Source organism: Okeania sp. KiyG1 (assembly GCF_014132355.1).
Classification (GTDB): Bacteria; Cyanobacteriota; Cyanobacteriia; order Cyanobacteriales; family Microcoleaceae; genus Okeania.
Window position 1 is genome coordinate 1 of record NZ_BLZO01000003.1, and the last position, 24,716, is coordinate 24,716.

23 protein-coding genes are annotated in these 24,716 nt (G+C 36.5%); 11 read left to right on the forward strand and 12 right to left on the reverse strand.

Annotated elements, in window-relative coordinates; genetic code table 11:
- Positions 1-289: 289 nt before the first annotated feature.
- On the reverse strand, positions 290-898 hold the full coding sequence (locus SAGCYANO_RS00070) for an NYN domain-containing protein (RefSeq protein WP_202218223.1): 609 nt from the start codon (positions 896-898) through the stop codon (positions 290-292).
- 121 nt (positions 899-1,019) lie between these two features.
- The gene (gene metG, locus SAGCYANO_RS00075) at positions 1,020-2,624 is read right to left on the reverse strand and encodes a methionine--tRNA ligase (protein ID WP_202218224.1); all 1,605 of its coding nucleotides are present in this window, start codon (positions 2,622-2,624) and stop codon (positions 1,020-1,022) included.
- Positions 2,625-3,181: 557 nt separating this feature from the next.
- Between metG and SAGCYANO_RS00080 the strand changes: the two genes are divergently transcribed.
- Complete coding sequence (locus SAGCYANO_RS00080) at positions 3,182-3,913, forward strand: 1-acyl-sn-glycerol-3-phosphate acyltransferase (protein ID WP_202218225.1); 732 nt, start codon at positions 3,182-3,184, stop codon at positions 3,911-3,913.
- A 307-nt stretch (positions 3,914-4,220) separates the two neighbouring features.
- Entirely contained in the window at positions 4,221-5,039 is an 819-nt protein-coding gene (locus SAGCYANO_RS00085; RefSeq protein ID WP_202218226.1) for an alpha/beta fold hydrolase, read from the forward strand.
- Positions 5,040-5,584: 545 nt separating this feature from the next.
- On the opposite strand, the gene SAGCYANO_RS00090 is transcribed toward SAGCYANO_RS00085, so the two are convergent.
- The 4 genes from SAGCYANO_RS00090 to SAGCYANO_RS00105 form a co-directional block, all read right to left on the reverse strand.
- Positions 5,585-6,034, reverse strand: a complete 450-nt coding sequence (locus SAGCYANO_RS00090) for a DUF2996 domain-containing protein (protein WP_202218227.1) — start codon at positions 6,032-6,034, stop codon at positions 5,585-5,587.
- Positions 6,035-6,048: 14 nt separating this feature from the next.
- Positions 6,049-6,939 carry a hypothetical protein gene (locus SAGCYANO_RS00095; RefSeq protein ID WP_202218228.1) on the reverse strand — a complete coding sequence of 297 codons (891 nt, stop codon included), beginning with the start codon at positions 6,937-6,939 and terminating at the stop codon, positions 6,049-6,051.
- Between the two features lie 487 nt (positions 6,940-7,426).
- Positions 7,427-7,912 carry a hypothetical protein gene (locus SAGCYANO_RS00100; protein ID WP_307785780.1) on the reverse strand — a complete coding sequence of 162 codons (486 nt, stop codon included), beginning with the start codon at positions 7,910-7,912 and terminating at the stop codon, positions 7,427-7,429.
- Positions 7,913-8,536: 624 nt separating this feature from the next.
- Positions 8,537-8,854, reverse strand: coding sequence for a hypothetical protein (locus tag SAGCYANO_RS00105; RefSeq protein WP_202218229.1), 318 nt, complete (start codon positions 8,852-8,854; stop codon positions 8,537-8,539).
- A gap of 858 nt (positions 8,855-9,712) precedes the next feature.
- Here SAGCYANO_RS00105 and SAGCYANO_RS00110 point away from each other — a divergent pair.
- A complete protein-coding gene (locus SAGCYANO_RS00110) occupies positions 9,713-10,450 on the forward strand; it encodes an HAD-IIB family hydrolase (RefSeq protein ID WP_202218230.1) in 738 nt (245 codons plus the stop codon).
- Between the two features lies 1 nt (position 10,451).
- Here SAGCYANO_RS00110 and SAGCYANO_RS00115 read toward each other — a convergent pair whose 3' ends face one another.
- Positions 10,452-10,838, reverse strand: coding sequence for an ATP-binding cassette domain-containing protein (locus SAGCYANO_RS00115; RefSeq protein WP_202218231.1), 387 nt, complete (start codon positions 10,836-10,838; stop codon positions 10,452-10,454).
- Between the two features lie 812 nt (positions 10,839-11,650).
- Between SAGCYANO_RS00115 and SAGCYANO_RS00120 the strand changes: the two genes are divergently transcribed.
- The 4 genes from SAGCYANO_RS00120 (at position 11,651) to SAGCYANO_RS00135 (ending at position 16,058) form a co-directional block, all read left to right on the forward strand.
- A complete protein-coding gene (locus SAGCYANO_RS00120) occupies positions 11,651-12,652 on the forward strand; it encodes an NAD(P)H-dependent glycerol-3-phosphate dehydrogenase (protein WP_202218232.1) in 1,002 nt (333 codons plus the stop codon).
- Between the two features lie 234 nt (positions 12,653-12,886).
- Positions 12,887-13,258, forward strand: a complete 372-nt coding sequence (locus SAGCYANO_RS00125) for a hypothetical protein (protein WP_202218233.1) — start codon at positions 12,887-12,889, stop codon at positions 13,256-13,258.
- 648 nt (positions 13,259-13,906) lie between these two features.
- Positions 13,907-14,761, forward strand: a complete 855-nt coding sequence (tatC, locus tag SAGCYANO_RS00130) for a twin-arginine translocase subunit TatC (RefSeq protein WP_202218234.1) — start codon at positions 13,907-13,909, stop codon at positions 14,759-14,761.
- 433 nt (positions 14,762-15,194) lie between these two features.
- Positions 15,195-16,058 carry a TauD/TfdA family dioxygenase gene (locus SAGCYANO_RS00135; protein WP_255502429.1) on the forward strand — a complete coding sequence of 288 codons (864 nt, stop codon included), beginning with the start codon at positions 15,195-15,197 and terminating at the stop codon, positions 16,056-16,058.
- Positions 16,059-16,614: 556 nt separating this feature from the next.
- Here SAGCYANO_RS00135 and SAGCYANO_RS00140 read toward each other — a convergent pair.
- Positions 16,615-17,919 (reverse strand): mechanosensitive ion channel domain-containing protein, encoded by a 1,305-nt coding sequence (locus SAGCYANO_RS00140; RefSeq protein WP_237395432.1) that lies wholly within the window; start codon positions 17,917-17,919, stop codon positions 16,615-16,617.
- Positions 17,920-18,723: 804 nt separating this feature from the next.
- Between SAGCYANO_RS00140 and SAGCYANO_RS00145 the strand changes: the two genes are divergently transcribed.
- Entirely contained in the window at positions 18,724-19,059 is a 336-nt protein-coding gene (locus SAGCYANO_RS00145) for a tRNA-binding protein (protein WP_202218235.1), read from the forward strand.
- Between the two features lie 19 nt (positions 19,060-19,078).
- On the opposite strand, the gene SAGCYANO_RS00150 is transcribed toward SAGCYANO_RS00145, so the two are convergent.
- The 4 genes from SAGCYANO_RS00150 to SAGCYANO_RS47200 all read right to left on the reverse strand — a co-directional run bounded on the left by SAGCYANO_RS00150 (position 19,079) and on the right by SAGCYANO_RS47200 (position 20,756).
- Positions 19,079-19,396, reverse strand: coding sequence for a DUF3067 family protein (locus SAGCYANO_RS00150; RefSeq protein ID WP_202218243.1), 318 nt, complete (start codon positions 19,394-19,396; stop codon positions 19,079-19,081).
- 508 nt (positions 19,397-19,904) lie between these two features.
- Positions 19,905-20,144 (reverse strand): transposase, encoded by a 240-nt coding sequence (locus SAGCYANO_RS00155; RefSeq protein WP_202218236.1) that lies wholly within the window; start codon positions 20,142-20,144, stop codon positions 19,905-19,907.
- Between the two features lie 296 nt (positions 20,145-20,440).
- Positions 20,441-20,674, reverse strand: coding sequence for a hypothetical protein (locus SAGCYANO_RS00160; protein ID WP_202218237.1), 234 nt, complete (start codon positions 20,672-20,674; stop codon positions 20,441-20,443).
- Positions 20,658-20,756 (reverse strand): helix-turn-helix domain-containing protein, encoded by a 99-nt coding sequence (locus SAGCYANO_RS47200; protein WP_202218238.1) that lies wholly within the window; start codon positions 20,754-20,756, stop codon positions 20,658-20,660. Before SAGCYANO_RS47200 ends, SAGCYANO_RS00160 begins: the two co-directional genes overlap by 17 nt.
- Before the next feature lie 130 nt (positions 20,757-20,886).
- Between SAGCYANO_RS47200 and petC the strand changes: the two genes are divergently transcribed.
- The 3 genes from petC to SAGCYANO_RS43750 form a co-directional block, all read left to right on the forward strand.
- Positions 20,887-21,426 (forward strand): cytochrome b6-f complex iron-sulfur subunit, encoded by a 540-nt coding sequence (gene petC / locus SAGCYANO_RS00170; protein WP_202218239.1) that lies wholly within the window; start codon positions 20,887-20,889, stop codon positions 21,424-21,426.
- A 224-nt stretch (positions 21,427-21,650) separates the two neighbouring features.
- Positions 21,651-22,640, forward strand: a complete 990-nt coding sequence (gene petA / locus SAGCYANO_RS00175) for a cytochrome f (protein ID WP_202218240.1) — start codon at positions 21,651-21,653, stop codon at positions 22,638-22,640.
- Between the two features lie 1,647 nt (positions 22,641-24,287).
- The coding region (locus tag SAGCYANO_RS43750) for an iron uptake porin (RefSeq protein WP_237395441.1) at positions 24,288-24,716 on the forward strand (429 nt) is incomplete at its 3' end.

The following is a 24,716-nucleotide window of genomic DNA, read 5'->3' on the forward strand; positions in this document are numbered from 1 at the left end:
ACTCCCCTATTTATGTAGTACTATATCAGTAAAAAACTCAAGGAAAGTTTTTAATTATGAGTAAAAAGTTTCCTATTTTTACTAGGATAATGCTCATTTTTGACAACTTTCCTTGTAGTAAATAATATTCAATTTTTGCTTTAACTTACCGCTAAAATCTAGAGTATGTAATTCTCTAGTTATTAATCTACTAACATCAAAAAAACTAACAAAACGTTGATACTTTGAAATTAATTATTGTTCTAGAGTTTGGTGATTTTTATAAATTAAATTAGAACAAGTATTATCTTTAATCATGTTCTTCCATTAAACCTATAGCTGATAGGGGACGATAGGTATAACCAGAAGACTTAGAAGTTTTTTGAATGTCTTCTTTAATGTTTTCTAAATCCACATAACGGTCAGACACATTAATTAAACTATCGCTAGTCATAGACCTCAGACTAACGACCTCGACCCGAACACCCCTATAACTAACAGCATCTACAGCATAAGCTAAATCTCCATCTCCACTAACCAATATAGCAGTATCATAAGAGCCGACTAAAGCCATCATATCAACTGCTATTTCCACATCAAGATTAGCTTTTTTAGAACCATCTGGTAGTTGTACTAAATCTTTAGAAATGACACGATAACCATTACGACGCATCCACAACAAAAATCCTTGCTGTTTTTCATTAGTACGATCTACTCCTGTATAGAAAAAGGAACGTAGAAGGCGAGAACCACCAGTAAGACGACAAAGAAGCTTAGTGTAATCAATTTCTATTCCTAATTGCAAAGCAGCATAAAATAGATTAGACCCATCAATAAAAATTGCTACTCTGCCACGATTTTCTAGAATTTGTTCGGGAGTAAATATCTCATTAATTTCTATTTGTTGATGATTCAACATGATTTTTTAACCTCGGTTTTTTTATTGAATAAAGAAATGGAATTCTTAACTCAGATATAATTTTTGATCACACAAAATAGACGATGTAATTTGAAAAAAAAACGATACTACAATTAGCTTTTTAAGAAACAGTTTCTGCCAGTTCTATTCTTTGAAAAATAGGTTGAGGTTGCCCAAGAATTTGATTTTTTGGTAAAGCACCCCAGTTTGTTTGTTTGACAAAAATTTCTGAACTATTAATTACGAATTTATCGTTAAAGTCATTTGAGAAACCTAGTTGCTTATAGATAGCATTGCTAATATTAGGAATTATTGGCGATAAAAGATAAGACGCTAATCTAACAGATTCCAACACAGAATATAGCACTTCTGCTAGGGCTTCTAGTTGACCCTGTTTATATAGACTCCAAGGAGCAGTTTCGTCTATATATTTATTGCTAGTTCTCACTAAGGCCAATACGGCTTCACAAACTTGACTAAAAGCTAAATCAGTATAAGCTTGGATAACTTGTTCGCCCAAACTCATGCCTATTGCTTTAAGTGGATGAGTAACTTCTATTTCCTCACCTTGAATCTCTGGAATTTGGCCCTTGAAGTATTTCTGAGCCATTTTGAGAGTACGATTTAGTAGATTACCCAAGTCATTAGCTAAGTCAGCGTTTAGGACATTGATAAAGCGGGTTTCACTAAAATCACCATCGACCCCAAATTCTATTTCTTTGAGAAAATAGTAACGGACTGCGTCAGAGCCATACTTTTTAACTAATTCAAATGGATCTAAAGTATTACCGAGAGATTTACCCATTTTCTTCCCATCTTTGGTCAAAAATCCATGTCCAAAAACATGATGAGAAATTGGTAAATCTGCTGACATTAGCATTGCTGGCCAATAAACAGCATGGAAACGCAGTATATCTTTACCAATTAGGTGTAGATTAATCGGCCACCATTTTGATAAAGCATTCTCTAGGGTAGGTTCACTATCAGGATCTAGGAGTGCTGTTACATAACCTAATAGAGCATCAAACCAAACATAGATAGTATGGCTGGGATCTACTGGTACTTGAAAACCCCAATCTAGATTAACTCTAGAGATTGAAAAGTCTTGTAATCCTTGGTTAACAAAATTTAAGACTTCATTGCGACGGCTTTTTGGCTGAATAAAATTAGGCTTTTCTTGGTAAAAAGCTTGTAGTTTTTCCTGATATTTAGAAAGACGAAAGAAATAATTTTGCTCATCGCGCCATTCTACTTTTTGGTTAGTATGAATAGGGCAATATTTATCTTCTAGAAGTTCGCGCTCTTCTTTAAATTCTTCACAAGCTACGCAATACCATCCTTGTTGCTGACTTAAGTAGATATCACCCTGGTCCCAAACTCTTTGGAAAAATTCTTTGACAATTAACTCATGGTTAGATGCAGTAGTACGACTAAAACGGTCATATTGAATATTGAGTTGTTGCCAGAGAGACTCAAATCCTGATACCACTAAATCACAATGTTCTTGGGGGGATCTTCCTTTGCTCTGAGCTGTCCTTTGAATTTTTTGGCCATGCTCGTCTGTTCCAGTAATCATCAGCACTGATTTACCTTGTAGCCTTTGAAAACGAGCTACCGTATCGGCGGCAATAGTGGTATAAGCACTGCCTATATGCGGTAGAGCGTTAACGTAGTAAAGGGGAGTTGTAATTGCAAAGGTATCCTGAGTTTTATATGTGTTTTTCATGGAAAATCAGAGTGAAATACTATTGATTTGAACTGCCAGAATTTAGCAATCTACCAGCCACAGAAAGTGTTCGTTGATTATGTTGGCCAGGTTTGTTCATACTCTAAACACTATCGGTATCAAACCTACTTCCGATTGGCGCACTTTAACGCTGTCCTTAATTTAGAGTTACCAGCACATAAGCTGGAGTTCACTTATGGTGGTCGTGACCTGCCAACGTAGTCAGTTAAGACTTAATCTGCAACCTTTGAGAGACAACCTTAGTAATGTCTAGGATTGGCTAGGTTTTTCAAAGGTGGGTACAATCATAACAAGTCTAGTAGTATCGACCTATTTGATTTATACTTTGTTTAACTGGTTGTTTCTTGACCTAATCAACATCATTAATGAATTGAACTGTAGAAGCTAATAAAATCCCCTACCATAACAGTAATGCTGTTATCATGTTTGGCTGGACTTTCTCAAAGAAATTTTAACTTTTGGTATCCTAATGTGACTATCCTGAGAAAATATTTATGAGAGTCTGGAATTTATATACTTAATTATTCAGAGGCAAGATGGGAGACCAAGCAAATAATCTACTGCTTATTTCTCGTTTGTTCTTAGCTGCTATTGGCAGTAGAACTTTTGTTTATCATGCAGACAGGATTCCTTCAGAAGGAGGCATAATTGTTGTAAGTAACCATCGTAGTTTTATGGACCCTTTGTTACTTACAGTGGCCGTTAATCGACAAATTAAATTTGCTTGTCATCACTATATGGGCCAAGTACCTTTACTACGAGAAATGGTTACTGGTTTGGGTTGTTTTCCTTTAGATAATTCGAGTCGTAGACAACAAGATTTTTTCCGAAAGGCAACAAAACTATTACAAGCTGAAGAAATGGTGGGGGTTTTTCCAGAAGGAGCTGCACCTATGGTTCGCCATACCCCACCTAATTTGATTAGTGATTTTCAAAGAGGATTTGCTCATTTGGCCTTGCGCTCGCCAGTTGCAAATTTGGCAATTTTGCCAGTGGCGATCGCTTCATCTGATGAGCGGTTAATTTCTTCGAGAATACCTTTGAAGTTATTAAGTTTTTTCGATCCTTCAGAACCTTTATTTAATCAGCCTGGATGGCATCCAGCGATAGTTTATCAGCGTTCTAATATAATGTTTGGTCGCCCGTTTTGGGTTAAGTCTTCCCACCGTCAGCAATATTATGGAAAGTATGCTAAACAGTTAGTCAACAATTTGACTGATTATGTTAGCCAAGAAATTGCTAATTTACTTATAGAAGGTTGTGTTTAAGGATTAAACCTTTAGATTCTACTTGATTTATTTCTCTATTTTATTCTAGAAACTCATATAAAAAATTGCTCTTATTCATCAATAAATTTAATAATTAAATAGTTTAAAAATTTTTTCCCTGAAACTATTATATTGCTAGTGAAGTCAGACTAGGCGAATCTTAAGTAATAATTAGGTATATAGGTAGATTGTAGAAACAAAAAAATTTAATCTATAGAATAAAAGTGCGCAGGAGAAATTACTCAAAAATATTAACTGTTAATTATTAAATTATCAATCATTAATTACTTTTTATTTCTATTCAACCATGGAAGTGGCAACTAGCCAAATTAGTTTTTTAAGGCCAACTACACCTAGACCAGAATTACCTCTGTTGATTTTCTTACCTGCTATGGATGGAACAGGTAAATTGTTGCGATCGCAACAGTCCAGATTATCAAATGCTTTCGACCTTCGCTGTCTGAGTATCCCACCCAACGATCTATCGAGCTGGGATCGCTTACTGGAAAAGACAGTAGAGTTAATTGAAATAGAAAGACAGGCAAGACCGGAAAGACCAGTTTACCTATGTGGAGAATCTTTTGGTGGATGTTTAGCACTAAAAGTTGCTTTTACTGCTCCTGAATTGTTTAACAAGCTGATTTTAGTCAATTCAGCCTCCTCATTCAGTCAACAACCTTTAGTCAAATATGGCTCATATCTAACTCAATACCTACCAAGCCATTTATATCAATTATCGGTGACAGGGACTTTACCATTTTTAGCAGCTCTTGGCCGGATAGAAAGGGCAGAACGTCAAGCCTTATTAGAGGCCATGCAGTCAGTTTCTCAACAGACCTCAATCTGGCGATTAGAGTTAATGCGTTCATTCCAGGTAGACAAAAATCAACTAGAAAAGTTAAAAAAACCTGTATTAGTTATTGCTAGTGCAGCCGATCGACTATTGCCTTCAATACCACAAGCTAAGTTTTTAGTCAAGTATTTGCCTGAAGCTAAAATGGTTGTTCTCCCAAATAGTGGTCACGCCTGCTTGCTAGAAACAGACGTGGACTTCTACGAAATTATTAGAAACCGATGGGGCAACGAGTTAGTTGAAGCAGGGAGAAACATAGTATCTACTACTTGACATCCTCCCGACGCTGCACTTGCGTGACAACGCAGGATTCCTAACCATCGCGCTATTAGGTCTTTCTGCTGCCTCTCGACAGAGGAGCTGCGCGCTCCAATGCACCAGCCTCCAAGGTCGAGCCTCTTTTCGGTCTAAAGGCGCGCTCCACAGACTGACACTGCTAGCCCAGCAGCAATATTTTCAGTATAACATACTATTGACAAAAACTCAAAATTGATTGTTTTTTCCTGCGGAATGCTGCGTAAACATCCCGACGCTCCCCTAATAGCTGCCGCCACCATCCTCCGCCTTTTCCTGACGGAATGCTCCACAAACATGTCGGCGACAGCCGTTAACGCAGTTATGCGCCAGCAAAACAGGAGAGCGCGGGTCTTCAACCAACGTTGAGATAAAAGATCGCTACAACTTAACTTTCTAGTGCAGGATAGCGGAAATAACTAACCAGTTAAAAAAGGTTCAAAAGCTTGGTACAATAACCTTTCTTCCCTTCTGCCTTCTACTATCCTAGATAACTAAAGCCTCCTGCCTTCTGCCTTTTTGCACTAATTTAAAGTCAGCCACTTTTGAGCATTCAGACGTTGAATCACGCCAAACACCAATAAACCCAGAGTAATTTTACGCTCGTCAATTAAAAAAGGTTCCAGAGTAGCAGGTTTTGCACCATTGTCTGCACAAGAAAAAGCTCTGGGGCCTTTAATATCTTTTTTCGGGAAATAAACATTGAACTGACGCTGGCCTTGTTTAAACTTACCCATCACTTGCCAACATTCTTCAGATGAACTGGGGCCAGCCATAGGTAATTTCTGTTTAACTAAGTTCAGGTCAAGATCGTCAATACCTTGCTGAGCTAGAGCTTCTTGCAAAGCTGGCAAATAATCTTGCTGTATAAACTCCGCAAAAGGCTTATCTTCCACAGCAGGGGGCTTTTCTTTTTTCACCTTGCCTCCAGCAGGCTTAGTTTCAGATTGTTTAGCTTCTTGTTCTTCAGCCATAAATACTTCCTTAATTAAATTTCTGCATAAGCTCGTTCTACTAAACGACGAGCCAGGGTTTGAACTCCTGTATGTTCATAATAATTGGTACTCACATCTAGGAATGCAGCCAAATAATCCAATTTATCATCGCTAAACTCTACGAAACTTTGCAGACTATTGGCCACATTATGGGGAGTAATACCCCGATCGCCGACAAAATCTCCCATCCAGCCAGAAACGGAACCGAAAGCTTCTCCAATAAAGCCTAACTTACTGTCTTTATTATCCCCAGGAATAGCATCTTCCATTTCCCTGAAACCTTCGTTTTCTTCTAGGTCTGAGGGGGAGAGTCGTTCGATCCATTCTGAAACTGCTTGTAAAAAGTCTGGCCCAAGAGGAATTAAACCATCAAAACAAACTAAGGCTGCTAACCGCATCAAAGATTCCCCACTATAATCACCCAAAGCGCCTACAAAGTCACCAATACTATCTCCAGGAATGCCATTTATAGAGCAAAAACCTAATAACTCAGCAACAACTTTCAGAGACAGATCGATAGTTTGGCCTTTTGCTGGCTTAGGAGTCAGGCTAGTTAACAAACCTCCCACTAGAGGAATTTTGTTACCAACCATATTAGCTAGGGTAGCTGCACCTACAGCACGACCTGCTCCACTAACAGTTTGGTAGAGCCACAAAGCTCGTTGATATCCTTGAGCTTTGTCATTAAATAGAATTACGGCGCGATCGCCTATTTGCTGAATTAAGTCTTCGTCGTCTTCCCCTGTGACAGTGCGGATGGTATTTTCAAATCCTACCAAGTTATTCCATTCTCCAGGAACAACAAAATCTAAGGCGCGTAAGGATTTAATTGTGAGATTATCCTCGGGCAGTTCATCTACTAATTCAAAAATTGGTTTGCTCATTTGTATGTTGCTCCTTTGGTTTAGTAAAAAGTTAAAATTTGGAAAGTTATAGCGTTTTCGGTGCGGAATGCTGACGCAAACGCGCAGGCAACACACTCCGGAAGGCAACAGGCAATAGGGGGAATAAAAAACTGTTTGCCCAAGCATTCCCTAGGAAATCTTATGAGACTTTTAGCTATTGGGTAGTTCCTGCAATTGGTAAATATACCCCTCAAGCACTGCTATAACAAAGGAAGACTATATTGTTTAAGTTGGAGGGCAGAATTATATTATGTCCGTTGGTATCGTTATGTGTAAACCCAAGGGTGAATATAAATTTAAGTTTTTTTCTTGCTTTTAAGCCTTCCTACTTCTTCCCTCTTCCCTCTTCCCTCTTCCTTCTTCTTTCTTCCTTCTTCCTTCTTCCTTCTTCCTTCTTCCTTACCTTCGCTATGCAATACCGATGCTACTGGACATGATATTATTTACTTGAGACTTGATAGGCCACTTAGATTAAATTTTTGTAGCCATGCTTCGCGATCGCTGGGGGTAAATGAGGGGTCTTTGATTGAGCTTTTACCTGGAAACGATTATCTACTAATACCGCAGTGGTAGTTTTACCTTGTTCAACTGCTGGATATCCTCCTATTTTCTTGCTGCTATTTTGGAATTTGTTGGCTGCAGCAGGGGAAGCGGAGATGTCATTGATAGACATGACGGCTACTTCTTGACCACCTTTTTTGAGACTTGCTTGAGCAAAACCTTTTTTCTCTTGAGCATAGTTCAGTTTATAGTCGCCACTTGATGATGGGAAGTACTTGTTTAGACTACCGCCAGATACTTGTTCGGCTTGGGAAGGACGTTCTGTTTTGCTTTGTTGTTGGGCCTGGTCAAAACGGCTTGGTTGTTTGGCTCCACCACAAGCAGATGTCAATAACAATAAGCAGATGAATATTGGGGCCAGGATTTTTGCTAGTCTACGGCTATATATCATTATCTGTCTCCATATATTTTTGAGATTGCTAGTATAATTTTCTCTTATAATTGTACTATTTGTGTTATTTTTTCTGATGGCCTCAGAGAATAATTGTCCAAATCTGAAGGAATGTTTTCTTTTTCAATTCTAGTGGGTCTGGTCAATATTTACACCTTATTGAAAACTAGACAAAGCTAGACATTTGCCATCGGTGAGTGCAAATGATTTCGTGGCTCACCCGTTTCAATGTGTACTTGCACAGAAAGTTGATGTTCCGCCCATAAACTATGGGTGAGGATACCCTCTAGGGCTTTCCTCCATTGAAGGAGAAAGGATAAAGAATCATAGTAGATAGGAAAAACTACTTAAGTTATCAAAAAAATGTACTTTTGAATACACTTTTTATCTGAAAAAACCTTTTAAAGACTCGCACATAACTTGTCTATTTTGTCAATGTTTCTGCTAAGAAAGATGCTTATAAAGCATAGCTTGGAAAGGGGGGAGAGGTCTATATTTTCTCAAATTTACCCACATTTTCAAGCTAGACGAGCTACTACATTATGGCTGATTTTGATGTACAGCCTGTCTTTGTATAGATAAATCTGTCTTTGTGTAGATGAAGTTGATTGTTAATGATTTTTATCAAAATAATATGGGTCGCGCAACCCCGCCTTTTAAGGCGTAATATTTTGGAGCGTTGCTCAAATCCCCGTTACAAAAATAACTTCTGTACGGGCGAACGGCCGTTTGCTTCACATAACTATCGTTAACGCCCCTACTGACTTCTGACTTCTGACGCGCGTTAACGGCACGAGTACCATCCTTGTGAACTAGGGCGATCGCGTAGATTATTTTTATTTTGATTAACTTGGTACAGCAGATTACAGGTATATAAGGTACAAATATTAATGATAAAGTCTTTGTAGTGCGGGCATCTTGCCCGCGACTGGTGTACCTCACTAATAGACATCTCCGAAAAAGATATAGACTTTTTGCACATAGCAGGCAACAGGCAACAGGCAACAGGGAATAGATTTTTAGGAAAAAGGTACGAAAAATGATGCCCGGGAACTGACTTTTACAACTCTAGCTTATGTTAAATAAAGGGTAAGTTTATTTTCTGGAGATATCTAATATGAAACACGCTGTATTATTTTGAAAGCAGAGAAAAAAATATTTATGTGCAAAAAACAGTAATTTTTTTTGTCTTCTCTTGATACAAAATATACTGTTAAGCTTGACAAAATAATTATTTTTTTGTAACTTTTAAGGGTTATCAAATTAGGAATAAACGTAAGCATTCAGCTGTCAGCTATTAGCCAGCCTCCTAGGTCGGAACTGCGAACTTCAGCTATTGCTTTTAGTTTTAGATAAAAGCTTTACTAATTTAGGCAGAATTTATACTTAAGGAGCCATGATTGAATAAGTTGTACAAATTTTATCTGGGATAAATTGTGAAATATAGCTTCCATTAAAAAAACTGTTCAAGTTATTTTTACACGACTACTAACTATAAAAGCTGGCGCTCAACAGTCTATATTCATTAAAACCTCATCATGATAGCTGATAGCTGACTGCTAATAGCTGTTAGCTCCGCATTCCGCAGGAAATGCTTACGAATAAACTAAAATATTTCCTAACTTAGAGATATTGGAGAAATATTACAAATAATGAAAAGTGATCGACCATTGTGAAACAAAAAGATTCTACTCAGAATATGTTATTTTTCTGAATAAAAGCAAGAACAGTTAAATATTAAATAGACAAATATTTGCTGTCCCTTGTAGTTGTCAAAAAAACTGTTTTAAGAACAAAAAAATGAGTTCGGACTATCCCTTGGTATTAGCAACAGACCTAGATGGAACTTTCTTAGGAGGTTCAGATGAACAACGAGCAGAATTCTATGAATATCTACAAAAACATCGCGATCGCCTACTGTTAGTATTCGTGACTGGGCGAGACATAGAATTTGTACACAGCTTATGTGAAGATTCAAAATTTCCTAATCCTGACTATATTATTGGCGATGTTGGTACAACAATAGTTCACGGTAAAACTCTAGAACCTTTAGAATCAATACAAGGGTGGGTTGAAGAAATCTGGGGAAATGCCAGCGATCGCGTTAAAGAAATGATGGCAAATGAACCAGGAATAGAACTTCAAGAATGTAGTGGCCCACGGCGTGTTTCTTACTATTACGAACCAGAAAAACTCCAAGAAAGCACGGTTCAAAAAGTGTTTGATGCTGGATTTGATTGTATTCTATCTGCTGATGTTTATTTAGACGTAATGCCTAAAGGTGTTTCTAAAGGACCTACACTGATGAAATTCATTGAATTATTAGGGTTAGATGCAGATAATGTAATTCCAGCAGGAGATTCTCTCAATGACTTATCTTTGTTCAAAACCGGACTCAAAAGTGTTGCAGTAGGAAATGCGGAACCGAAACTGGTAAAACATATCGCAACAATGGACAATGTTTATCACAGTCCTTATCCAGGTACAGCAGGAATCTGGGATGGTTTGAAATATTACAATAAACTATTGAATGTTTGAATCAGCTATAAGAATAATTTTTTAATCTGTCATCATAAGTTCTCAGCTCATCAGGGGTTTGACAAAACACACACTTGCCTAATTTCAAGCCATAAACGCGATCGCAAAGAGTTAAAACCGCTCGTACCTTTTGCTCCACGATAAGTATTGTAGTTTCAAGTTGACGATTAATTTGTGATATTTGCTCAAAAGTAGCACTGACTCCAGTAGGCGAAAGTCCTAGCGACGGTTCATCAAGTAACAAAATAGTTGGTTCGCATACCAGAGAACGTCCTAAAGCAAGTGTTTGTTGCTGTCCCCCACTGAGATTTCCTGCTATATCCTTGGAACGTTCTGCAAGCAGCGGAAATAAGTGGAAAATTTTTTCAATACCTAAGAATACTTGCATTATATCCTGCAAATAGTAATTAGGATGGGAAGATATTTACCTTCACTATTTTACCATTGAAACATAAATTATTGTCAATATATCTATCTATAAATATCCTTCAATTAAAATGAAAGTGGTCTGACTTTTTAGTTAGTAATTTGTGAGAAAATAACCGTTCCTAAACATAGGGATAGAGTTTGTCAACTTAAGCATTCCGATCAAAATTAACTATCGTTAACGGAGTGAATGCCTCAACAATCACCTAAATTAGTAGGTAAGCATTCAGCTATTAGCGGTCAGCTGTCAGCTTTTAAAGAATGAAGTAAAAATTCGTTTAACTTATACTATAGTATGCCCTATCTATATTCTATATAGTTTCTTTGTGTAAGTCCTGATAATTGGTGGTGGAATTAATGGCACTATATAATAGATTTTCTTTCTTTAGAAGAACAGTGAGAATATCTGAACATATTAATTATGAGTTAGTGAAAAATCACCATTGACTTATTGTGCTAACTTCTCTGACAATCAATAATTAATTAATATAGCAATCAGGAATCAGTTGTAAGAATTGAGATGTTCCTTAAAAGTATAGAATATAGCAATTATTATACTTAGGACTTACGCAGATACGCTATATATAGCGCTCAAAACTATTGTCCAATAGTCTTTTAACTCTATAAATAGTGCCTTTGCGTAAGTGCTGATATTTATATAATCTGTTTTTTTCTTCTTCTCTGTTCCCAGATCCGGTGTTCCCTGTTCCCTAAAAGTTTGCAATATCTCACAACTCAAGTCATATTGCTATAAATAAATAAGATTCATAAATTATGGTAAGTAAAATATCTCAAGCTGATAAAAGAAGAGAAATTATTAGAACTTTAGACTCTGCTTATCCAGTATCCAACGAAAAGGCAACCTTAGTGATTCTAGGTGCAGGTGCATGGGGTTCTGCTTTGGCAAAATTGGCTGGTCATAATCAACATGAAATACATTTATGGTCTCGTAGTTTGAATGTCAATTTATCAGAAATACTCCAAGATGTTGATATTATAGTTTCGGCAATTTCTATGAAAGGAGTGAATGAAACGGCAGAAAAAATCAAAAAATTTGGATTATCAGAAAAGGTAATTATTGTGACTGCTACAAAAGGATTAGATCCAGCAACAAGGCGGACTCCTTCTCAGATTTGGGAAACAAATTTTCCTAATAATTCAGTCGTGGTTTTATCTGGTCCTAATTTATCAAAAGAAATTAATGATAAATTACCTGCTGCAACGGTAGTTGCTAGTAAAAATAAGGCAGCAGCAACAATAGTACAAAATATTTTTGCTTCTGGTTTATTTCGGGTTTATAGTAGTCCCGATCCTATTGGTACGGAGTTAGGTGGAACTTTGAAAAATGTTATTGCTATTGCTGCTGGAGTTTGTGATGGTTTGGAACTTGGTACTAATGCTAAATCAGCTTTGTTAACTCGTGCTTTGACAGAAATGATTCGGGTTGGTAATCATTTAGGCGGACAAACTGAAACTTTTTTTGGGTTATCTGGTTTAGGAGATATGTTGGCAACTTGTAGTAGTTCTTTGAGTAGAAATTATCGGGTTGGTTATGGTTTAGCTCAAGGTAAAAGTTTGGAGAAAATTTTAGAGGCATTACAAGGTACTGCTGAGGGTGTTAATACTACGAATGTTTTGATCGATCTTGCTTCCCGAGAAGAAATTCCTGTGCCTATTTCTCATCAGGTTTTTCTTTTATTAAATGGCAAAATTTCTCCTGAAGAAGCTGTAGAAGCTCTCATGGAAAGAGATTTGAAAGCTGAATTTTGTGATTGATTATCAATAGTAATAGATAGCTTCTTAATTCCCATTCCTAGTATAAGAGAATTTTCTGCTATTAAAGAACTGAGAATATTACCCAGAAATAGATGTTTTTATTGGTTATGGTGTCTATGAAAAAGAAGTGTTCAACAATTAATAATGAATAATGAATAATGAATAATTACCTCTCCTTGAAACGGATAGGATTGACAAAGAGATGAAAATTTTTCTTCTCTTGGTCGATTGGATATGGCGCAGGTTTCGGAGCCATCCCATCCTAACGGACTGCTCCGCAAACGACCGCTTATTATCCCCGATCAAGGGGAGGCGCATACCCACAATTTTTCGGTAATTAAACCTAAATTAAATCAAGATAATGTCTTAGGAGTAGACCATGGTGTAAATAATTGGTTGACCTGTGTATCCAATGTAAATACGAGTTTGATAGTAGATGGGAAACACCCACCCCTATCCCCTCCCGGGAGGGGAACTAAAGGGGTGGGTTGGTACAACAAACAGATATCAACTATTAAAGAAAATCAGCCTCAAGGATTTTGGTCAAATAGACTGGCTGCCATTACAGAAAAGCGTAATCGCCAAATCCGATTTGGGTATAAATAAAGCAGCCAGAATAGTAATTAACCATTGTTTAAAAAATCAGATTGGTACAATTGTTTTTGGTTGGAATAAAGGTCAGAAAAATGAAATCAAATTAGGAAAAAAGTAATTCTGAGTTTGTACCAATTCCTACAGCTAGACTGAAAAAAAGAATTGCTCAATTATGTGAAGAGTATGGAATTATATTTATAGAAACTGAGGAAAGTTATACTTGTAGGGGCGAATGGCCATTCGCCCCTTCGTTTTTAGATGGTGACAATCTACCTAATTATGGTGAGAAACCCGATGATTGGAAACCATTAGGAAAAAGAATCAAGCGTGGTTTGTATAGAACTGGTGATAATTGGTTGATTAATGCAGACTGTAATGGGGCTGCAAATATAATCGCAAAAGTAAGCCGCAAAGCTGTAGGGGCGGCCGTTCGCCCCTACTTAAGCCAACTGTGTAGGGGCACTTTGACTTGTCCCCAGAGACTGTATCTTTGGTCAGCTAAGAAAGAACGAAGTAACACGGATTTATCCTGTTGCGTAGTATCTGCGCTTGTTTCCCCGTGACTTGAGTCCGGGGAGTAGTTAATGAATTTCGGTACAATGATCTACACTGTGGAAAATAAGAACTTTTATACAGACTAATCTAAAATCAAAAACAGATATGACACCTCCAGAAACTAATACTCCTCCAGAGCGTTCAGATAATCATAATTTAGCGCCTGTAAGCTTGAAAGAACCTGAAGTTAAGCCCAATAATACAGCTCGAGTAGGCGATCGCCAAGATTCAGAAGATGATGATTATCTTAATCAAGCTCCTGATGATGTGGAAATGTCTATATTTGACCATCTAGAAGAGTTACGGATGCGAATATTTTATTCTCTAATAGCAGGAGTTGTAGGTATTATTGGTTGCTTCATTGTAGTGAAACCTATTGTCCAATTCCTAGAAGTTCCTGCTCAAGGAGTAAAGTTTCTCCAACTGGCTCCAGGAGAATATTTTTTTGTAACTATTAAAGTAGCTGCTTATAGTGGTTTTCTTTTGGCAAGTCCTTTTATACTTTATCAAATAGTTAAGTTTGTTCTACCAGGTTTAACTATTAGAGAAAGAAGATTTCTCGGACCGATTTTTTTAGGTTCTACAGTTTTATTTGGATTGGGATTAGTATTTGCTTATTTTGCAATTGTACCAGCAGCTTTGAAGTTTTTTATTAGTTACGGCTCGGAAGTAGTAGAACAAGCTTGGTCAATTGAACAATATTTTGAATTTGTATTGCTATTAATGTTTAGTACGGCATTAGCATTTCAAATTCCGATTCTGCAATTATTGTTAGGTATTTCAGGAATTGTTTCTTCTCAACAAATGTTTTCTGGGTGGAGATATGTATTGTTAGGTGCAGCAGTTTTAGGAGCAATTTTAACTCCTTCAACTGACCCTTTAACTCAAAGTTTGTTAGGTGGAGCGGTAGTTGCTCTTTATCTCGGAGGTAGTTTGGTTGTTAAGTTAATTGGCAAATAAAAAATACTGCCTTTACTGAACTATTAGTAATTGTCGCACTAGGAGTAAAAGTTAATAATTTTTGCTCTGGAATTTCTACAATAATTGTTAAATATTGTGGGAATAGTAAGTTCTCAAAAAATGCTCTCTAGTGTTAGGGTCTGGATTTTCAGGAGCTGTTTTAACCTTTTCAACTAACCCTTTGACTCAAAATTTATTAGGTTAAGCAGTAGCTGTTCTTGACTTAGGTGGTAGTTTTGCCATCCATAAAGTAGATTAGGCTATAAAGAATATTTAGTCTATTTATCAGTAGTTCAGTTATTTATTAGTCAAAAATATTAGAAAAATGTCTATAAAACTACAAAGCCCTAATCAAACATTACCCTCATTTAAACCTTTACACAATCAATTGGGAAAAGAGCTATCTTTCGGAGCATAAGTAGTTGGAATTGACCTGTCAAAATCTCTATCATCTCAACAGTGGGAAACCCTAATGAAAGGATTTGAAAAACATTCATTACTATTGTTTAAAAATCAGCAGTTAACTCCAGAGATGCAACTTGATTTTCTTACCAGGTTTCCCCATGATATTCAGGCAGTTAAGGAAGGAAAAAATATTGCCCCATTCTATAAAAAAATGCCTGGTTATCCTCCGTTACTTTCTCTTCATGGATACGGTTCATTTACTCACTATGGGCACAAATTTACACTTCCTGCTGGTGAGGTGTTTAAATATTCTCATGTTTGGCATACTGACTTTAACAGTATATCTGATACCCCACCAGTGGTGAGTGCTATGTATGCAGTAGTTGTACCCACAAAAGGAGGTGAAACACTTTTTTGTAGTTCTATAAAAGCTTATGAACTTCTAATACCAGAACTGCAAAAACAAGCTCTAGAAATGAAAGTTTGTTATTGCCCTACCATTAACTTTAAAGTTGAACCTCAAGGTCGGCGTCGGATAGATGATGTTGAAGCTTCTATGAAAAATTTTAATCCTCCTGAAGTTGGTAGAATACAACCAGTAGTAATCCAAACAAAAAAAGGCAAGAATGCTTTGTTTTTAAGTGTACATTCTGCTGGAAAAATTGAAGGGATGGAAGCTGAAGCAAGTCAGGAATTAATAGAGAAGTTTTTAACTCCAGGTACTCAACCAGAACATATTTTTTCTCTCAAATGGGAAGTGGGAGATTTTGCTATCTGGAATAACCGAGAAATACTTCATAGTGGAACACCTTGGCATCTCTACGAAAATGAGCAAAGGTTGATGCACATCTTTTTTCTTGATAGTACAGAAAAAGTTACTCCAGCTTCTTAACTCTACTGAAATAATAGTTTGCTGAAAAAGTATTTTAGTGAGAGTAGGAGTCAGGATAAATATTGAGTATCTTAACTCTTAGGAATGAAAATGTAGCACTTTTTTCGCCTAAAAAAGGCTAAAAAATTTACAGCAGATTCCAAGTATATGAAGTACGGGTATTAGTATTAACAATTAAATTTTTGTAGTGCTGGTATCTTGCCCGCGATGGCTCTACCTCACCAAGTTGGAATCCGCTGTATCTGTAAATACTTTTATCGTTATATCAGTAAGCCCTAAAATAGTGATAAAAATAAACTGGTTATTTTGCACGGGTATTTAGAGAATATTCTGACAAAAAAATAGGGTGCATCTCATATCTGCAAAAATACTTTTTTCCTATTCCCTGTTCCCTGTTCCCTGTTCCCTAAAAGCGATAAATTTTTGGCTTTATTCACGCATTGAGATGCACCAAAAAAATAATGTCTCAAGCCTCCCTTTTAAGGGTATGAAAAAAATGAACTTTTGTATTTCAAGCCTCTAGCTTCAAAGGTCGGTACTGATAACTGATAAAAATTTATATCCCAAATAAAGTATAAATTCGATTCCGAATCCAAATCATTGCTGTTTCTTGGGAATTTTCTTGCTTATCCAGTAATCCTAAGTTTTTTAAAGTCTCTAAACGTCGCGATAATTCTTCAGAAATTTTGTCTGCTAGTCTTTGGTGTTTTGCCAAAAGATTATGTAAATTTTCTCGGTCTACTACAAATAAAATTGTATCTTCTGTGGCACGAAGACTCGCTGTACGAGTAATCCCTAATATTAGTGACATTTCTCCAATAAATTCTCCTGCATATCTAGTTGTTATATACTTATTTGCTTTTTCTGAAAATACTTCTACCGACCCTGAAAGAATAATATAAAATGAGTCTCCTGCTTCTTCCTCTCGACAAATTATTTCACCGCGAGGAACAATTTTTCTATATCCATTTTCAATGACATCTCGTAGTTCAATATTATTACAGTTCTGGAAATAACTAATCTGTCGTAATAAATCTCTTAAATTCCATTTTGAGGGATTAAGTTTAGTTTTTACTCTATTTTTTACCAAGGAAGTTGAAAGTGTTTTTTGATTTTTTCCAACCGTTGTTAACTCTGCTTTTTGATGTGTTTGAATTAGATCATTAATCTGGCGAATATTCAAATCTCTTTGGGGAAAAGGAATAGAAATATTCCGATAACGGAATTCTGAATCTATTAAAAAATTCAAAGAACTTTTGATTTGATCTATGAGAGGAGGATATTTAATCCAGACTAATAATTCAAAATTTAAGGCACTATCTCCAAACCCTTTAAACCAAACTTTTGGTGAAGGATTTGATAAGACTTTTTTTTCTTTTCTAGCTGCATCTAAAAGTGCTTCTTTTACTAAGGCTGTATCGCTACCATAGGCAACACCAATGGGAAGATGTAGGCGAGAGGTCGAATCTTTATGACTCCAGTTGATAATATTTTGTTCTACTATAGAGTTATTAGGAATAATCACAAAAATACCATCAATTGTTCTGATTACAGTTGAACGAATTGAGGTATTTTCTACTACTCCTGATAAGTCATCAACTTCGATAAAATCTCCGACTTTAATTGGTTGAGCAATCAAAATTGTTAAACCACTAACAAAATTACTAATAATATTTTTCATGCCAATACCAATGCCAATACTTAAAGCACCAGCAATTACAGTAATTGAGGTTAGGTCAATGCCTGCATTATGAAGCACAATTAAAATACCAGCTATTGTAATTATATAATTAATTATGGCAGCGATGGCTTCTCTTGTACCTTTTTTGATTCCTAAATTAACTAATATCCATTCTTTCATCCACTTTTTGATTGTCCGGGAGAAAAATACTACTAAAACAATTAAGGAAATTATTTCAGTAATATTCTTGATGGAAAATGATTTATTCCTAACTCAAATAGTTCTATTTGAAACATTTGAACTAAGAGACTAAATATATTTTTATTTCTATAAATATCCAATTCATGCTACACCCTGTTTACTTAATAAATTAATAAAAATTAAATATATAAATTAGAGAGTAAAGGTCAAATACAGCGTATTTTAGGTTTATAGCTATCAGCTATCAGCTATCATCTATCAGCTAGAGTCAAAACTTTTAACTGTAATGTTTTCAAGTTTCTTAGCTGTCCTAATCTTAATGCGTAGTGCTATATGAGATATCCTCACAACAATTTGTCAGCCAGTTTTAAAAATAATTGCCAAACTATTTGATAATTTCGCCAAAAACTTTGATGTTTGACAACATATATTATTACTTAAGTCAAATATGAAACTGATTTATAATAGCCATATCAACTCCGGTAGCATCGGTATTGTAAGGTAAGAGTAAGATTAAGAGAAGAGGGAGGAAGACTTATAAAGTCTGAAAAAAACTTACATTTCCTCTAGATATTCAGGGTGCATCTCATATTTGGAAAAATACTTTTTCCTATATATTCCCTATTCCCTATTCCCTATTCCCTGTTCCCTATTCCCTGTTCCCTAAAAGCTATAAATTTTTGGCTTTATTCACGCATTGAGATGCACCCGATATTCACGCTTAGGTTTACACAAACTCACCCCAGCGGAAATGATATCCATCTAATTCAGAAAAGATAAAAAATGACAAAAATAACTTATTCTGACTTTGAGAAAATAGAAATAAGGGTAGGAAAAATTATTGCTACAGAAGAATTTCCAGAAGCTAGAAAACCAGCTTACAAACTTTGGATAGATTTTGGTGAATTTGGCATCAAAAAGTCTAGCGCAGGATTAACAAAGCTCTATATTCGTCAAAATTTAGTGGGCAAATTAATTCTAGCAGTGACAAACCTGCCACCACGTCAAGTAGCCAACTTTATGTCTGAGGTCTTAGTTTTAGGTGTAGTGATGGATGATGGAGAAGTTGCTCTAATACACCCAGATAGAGATGTACTACTGGGCCGAAGAATCTTGTAGTGTTTTGAGCACCCTCTGGTTAAAATTCTTCCACCATCCATTCTGAAGCTCTCTCACCTAAATCTAGAGGAATGCTAACTGCTTTACCTAACCTAGGTCTTTCTTTTGTATTCTCAATGTAGTTCTTAACAGTTTCTACACCACCAAAACCATTAATATAGGTGGCTATTGCATCTAGATGGGCCAAATAATCTACTTCTGTCATCGGAAAAGATACTTGCTCAAGGTACTTCCACATCACCTGCACAAATATTTTGCCTTTTGTCCGCCGTAGTTGAATATCATAAGACTTACCCCACTTGTCTAATAATAGTTGATGTAATTCCTTGCCAGTTATCATTTATTTTAGATTTTAGATAGATTATAACTTCTACAGTTTTGAGTTCTAAACACTAAATATAGTGTGGCACTATAGTTTTATTTAGCATTATGTAGTGTTTTTGCGTAAATTTTCAAGTTAAATAGTTAATTTGGGAAAAACTAACTATTTAACAAGTGTTCTAAAAGTCAAAAATTATACTACATTTATATAGCAGTTGAAGGAAAGGGTGCGGACATATCAAAAGCTTAAAACTCAGACAACGCGAAATTTTTCGGTCCTTCGATAAATGTTCTGAAAGTTCTCCAACCTAAATCGGATATAGCTCTGGATAATTTGTGGTCTCTTGGTGCGCGTTCCGCAAGCTAGCTGGCGTCGTCGCGGGGTCGCACTGCTTTTTTACCATTCCAGATACATTGTCATACTTCTAAAACAACTGTTTGGTTTTCACCAATTATTTTAGTAGATAATTTATGTAGAAAATCTGTTAAGCGTATCTTTCAGTTTCCCATGGAATTTAGCTACTCTAACCCGTGGCTTTTTCATACCTTTTAGACCCCTTAGTTTTACCAGATAATGACTTACTTAACTTTCTTAATTTCTTAATTCGTTTCTTAAGTGGTTTAGGAGCATCAACCTTTGTACCATGTACGGACTTTGCATGCAACATCCCTACCGTAGCAAAGGTTTTAATACCTAAATCTATACCTACTGAATTATCAGTTTGAGGTAAGATTTCTGGTTGTATTTCTACTACAAAACTCAAGAAATATCTAGTAGGGGCGATTCGCGTTTGCGCAGCATTCCGCAGGAAATCGCCCCTACAATCTTTGATTACTGTTACTGATGATGGAGGAGCAGGTAACTCTCACAGGCGAAACAACTTTCAGCTTTCCAATCTTGGCGCTTCTAAACTTTGTGTTGACCAACTTTAAATCCTCGCATTGTAAACCTAGCAGTTTGCGCGTGACTTTCTACTTTCAAATTTAGGAGGTTTAACAGGTTTACCTTTCTGTTGACCTTTAGTCGATTTAAAAAAGTTTGTAGGGGCGTTAACGATAGTTATGCGCAAGCTTTCGGCCGCTTGCTGACGCATAGCTGACGAATGGCGCTCCTACGGTTTAAATCATTCAAAGATTGCTGCAATGGTATAGCAGAAACCTCTGATAACCATTCTCTGTATTCAGTCTTTTTAGCTTGAGTAATAAAAAGCTTTTGTAGCTCAGAATTAGTAGGTTTCTTTTCTGCTGAAGTATACTTTTGTTGGCAACAAGCTAAACTATCGTTCCAAACCACACGGACCGAACCAAATAGCTTTGCGCTCTCGGTATTTTTGTCCGGGTGTTGGATAGATACGATACTTAAATCTAGCTTTCATAATTTGACTATTAAACTAACAATATGATAAAATATTTTGTTCAAATCAAATCAACTAAAAAGTCGCCCGCTTATGGGCGAGGCTTTAAAACCAATTTTCTGGTAAATTAATAAAAATACTTAATCTATTCATGGCTCAAGCAGAAGGAACACCAGATGTACCCGATATGGGACGTCGTCAATTTATGAATCTTCTCACCTTTGGTACTGTGACAGGGGTAGCTCTCGGAGCACTCTATCCAGTAGTTAACTACTTTATTCCTCCATCCAGTGGTGGTACAGGTGGTGGAGTGACAGCCAAAGATGCCCTTGGTAACGATATTATTGTTAGTGACTTTGTGGCCAGTCACAATCCTGGAGAAAGAACTCTGGCACAAGGTCTTAAGGGAGACCCTACCTATGTAGTTATTGAAGAAGACCAAACTTTGGCTAAATATGGTTTAAATGCAGTTTGTACTCATTTAGGCTGTGTAGTCCCTTGGAATGGTAGTGAAAATAAATTTATCTGTCCCTGTCATGGTTCTCAGTACGATAGTACAGGGAAAGTAGTTAGGGGGCCAGCACCTTTATCTTTGGCATTAGTCCATGCCAATGTTAGTGATGATAAACTGGTCTTCACCCAATGGGAAGAAACAGACTTCCGCACTGGAGAAAACCCTTGGTGGGCTTAAAGAAGCGGTCAGCACTTAGTAGAATCGTTTTTTTGACCTTGAGAAGGGGGATTTTAACCCCGACTCAACTATCCAGCGTAATAGTTGCTGGGGACTTTTAACCCAGAGCTGAGAGCTAAATGCTAAAAGCTGATAGCTAGTTAAGAGATTTTTGATTGGTAAACAATCAGTAAATCCAAAAAATTTTTAGAAGTTTCTGATTTTGAGAGAAGACAAAACAACTGATGTCAAAAATAGACCGAGCGGCAATGTTGGGTAGTATGAGTAAGGCGATCGCCAAGATGATGGTAGTCGCGATCGCAACTATAGCTCTATTCTTTACCAGTGATATAGTTCATCCCCAGGCAGCAAATGCCTATCCATTCTGGGCGCAGGAAACTGCTCCAGCAACTCCTAGAGAAGCTACAGGTAGAATTGTTTGTGCTAACTGTCACCTTGGTGCTAAACCTACTGAAATAGAAGTACCTCAGTCTGTACTACCAGATACAGTATTTAAGGCTGTTGTAAATGTTCCTTATGATGCCGAGGTTCAACAAGTCTTGGGTGATGGTAGTAAAGGTGGCTTAAATGTAGGTGCTGTATTGATGTTGCCTGAAGGCTTCAAAATTGCACCTGAAGACAGAATACCTGAAGAATGGCAAGAAGAGGTTTCTGGTCTCTACTTCCAATCCTACTCTGAAGACCAAGAAAACGTTATTTTAGTTGGACCAATACCCGGAGAAGAATATCAAGAGATTGTTTTCCCGGTTTTATCTCCAGATCCTGCCACTGATAAATCTATCCACTTTGGTAAGTATGCTATTCATGTAGGCGGAAACCGAGGTCGTGGCCAGGTTTATCCTGCTGGTAATAAGAGCAATAATACTGTTTACAATATCTCTGCTAGTGGTAAGATTACTGATATTACTTTTGAAGAGTATGTAGGTAATAATATTACTATTGAAACTACTGATGGTGAGACTGTTGTGGATACTGTGCCTCCAGGTCCAGAACTTTTAGTTGCTGTAGGAGATACTGTTGAAGCAGGTCAAGTTATTACAGATGACCCTAATGTCGGTGGTTTTGGTCAAAAAGATATTGAAATTGTGCTGCAAGATGCAAATCGAGTTAAATGGTTGATGGCATTCTTTGCTCTGGTCATGTTAGCTCAGATTTTGTTAGTTCTGAAGAAGAAGCAAGTCGAGAAAGTTCAAGCTGCTGAAATGAATTTTTAAGTAGACTTAGTTATTTAGCTGAACAATTTTAATGGGGAGTAAAGCATTAGGAGTGAGGGATAAAACTTCACTTTTAAAGCTTTGCTCCTCATAATATTTGATAGATAGTAGTAATATCAAATCTGCTTAATTCGGTATAAAAAAATGTTCTATCTTCAGTGATTGCCAAATCTTTCTAGATATCCCCATCTCCCCATCTCCCCATCTCCCCATTTTCCACTCCAGGGAGCAGTAGGGGTGGGTCTCCACACTCTAAATCACATTATTTGTGTTCAGAAGTTGACCAGAAGGCTTTTTTGTTGAAAAATCTTTTCAATTTAGCCAATTACCATCCAGCGCCAATATTTCTTTCCTTGAAAACAAAAAGAAACTAAGCTTTAATCTACTGTATCACAGGGTATCTCAAAGTGACGATTATCAAGTTTTACCAACTACTAAAGTTAGCAAGCAAATATAGCAATGAGCGCTGGTATATTTACAAATTGCAGGAGGGGCCAAATAGCTAAAAGTCTTATATTATCGGCAATTTATTCCCCTCCTGGGAGTGGTTAGGGGTGGGTTGCTTTCCGGAGCTGTTGCTTTCCGGAGCTGTTGCCTGCGCACAGCGCTATAATCAGAAGATTAGACTCAGCTTGGAGTAGTTATTTTGCAGCTTTAAAAGCATGGCAAAAACAGCCAAATAAATTTTTAGGGAAACCAAAAATTCCCAAATATAAACATAAGTCAAAAGGCTGAAATATTCTGCCCTATCCAGATAAATCAATTTACGCGCAAAGCATTAAACCCACATTCGACACCACAAAATGTAGCATAAAAATATAAGTCAAAAGTTAAAAATCAAAAGTTAAAAGTCAGAATAAAATTATAGTGGTCAATAGAAGTCAACGATTCAGCAAGTATTTATGCTTTATATTTAACTGAGAATTTGACTCCTGATAAAAGTCAATGAAGATAATTTATATAGTATAAATACTTAAGCAAGCTACGGATTTTATACTAATTTTCATGTTACAAATTGAAGTGCGGAATGTGGGTAACAGACGATCAGGTCTATATATATTAATACAGGACTTACGCAAAGGCACTATTTATAGAGTAAAGTAACTATTGGACAATAGTATTGAGCGCTATATACAGCGTATCTGCGTAAGTCCTATAATAATTAATATCAATTATTTCAAATCCAAATAAACGATTAATTTTCAAAACCTGAGCGCACAATGCTATACATAATACATAGTTCATTCTCTTCAATTTTCCTGCAATACGGATTAGTGCTACGTTACTAATGCTAATGTAGTATGTAAATATCTCAGTGTGTATTACTATATTTTCTCAGATATTGATAATTGGAATATAGTAGACTCACGACTTTAACCTTGCCAAATAAAAAATTAATAGTAAAATAACTCAACAAGTTATTATCTATTGACAAGCTAGACAAAGCAGTCAGTGCTGATAAACTATGAGTTTAATGGTTACTAACGGAGTAAATTCCATTAATAATCAAGAGGTATCAGCAAAAATTAAATGAAAATAATTTTTAATAACTTAGTAAAATATCAAACATAGTCCTAGTATTCAATGAAAAGAACTCTTAATAAAATTGTAAGATTTAGTCCTAGTATCCTCAGCCTAACCCTACTAATGGCTAATACTGCCCAGGCACTGCCTACCTCAGCAGAGAATCAGACATCACCTAAAAATTCTATTGGGGTATCCGACCTAGAATCAAAAAAACCTACTCAGGCATCATCCAAAAATTCCATCGGGGTATCCGACCTAGAATCAGAGACCTCTATTGAAAGAATAACTCCAGGAATTAAAGAAGCATCAGACTTAGAAGTAGTAGACCCAATGGGCCAAGTCACATCTGTTTCTCAGTTATCAGATGTCCAACCAACAGATTGGGCATTTCAGGCTTTACAATCATTAGTAGAACGTTATGGTTGTATCGCAGGTTATCCCGACGGCACATTCAAAGGCAACCGTGCCATGACTCGTTACGAATTTGCAGCAGGTTTAAACGCTTGTTTAGACAGAATTACTGAATTAGTCGCAGCAGCAACCGCAGAC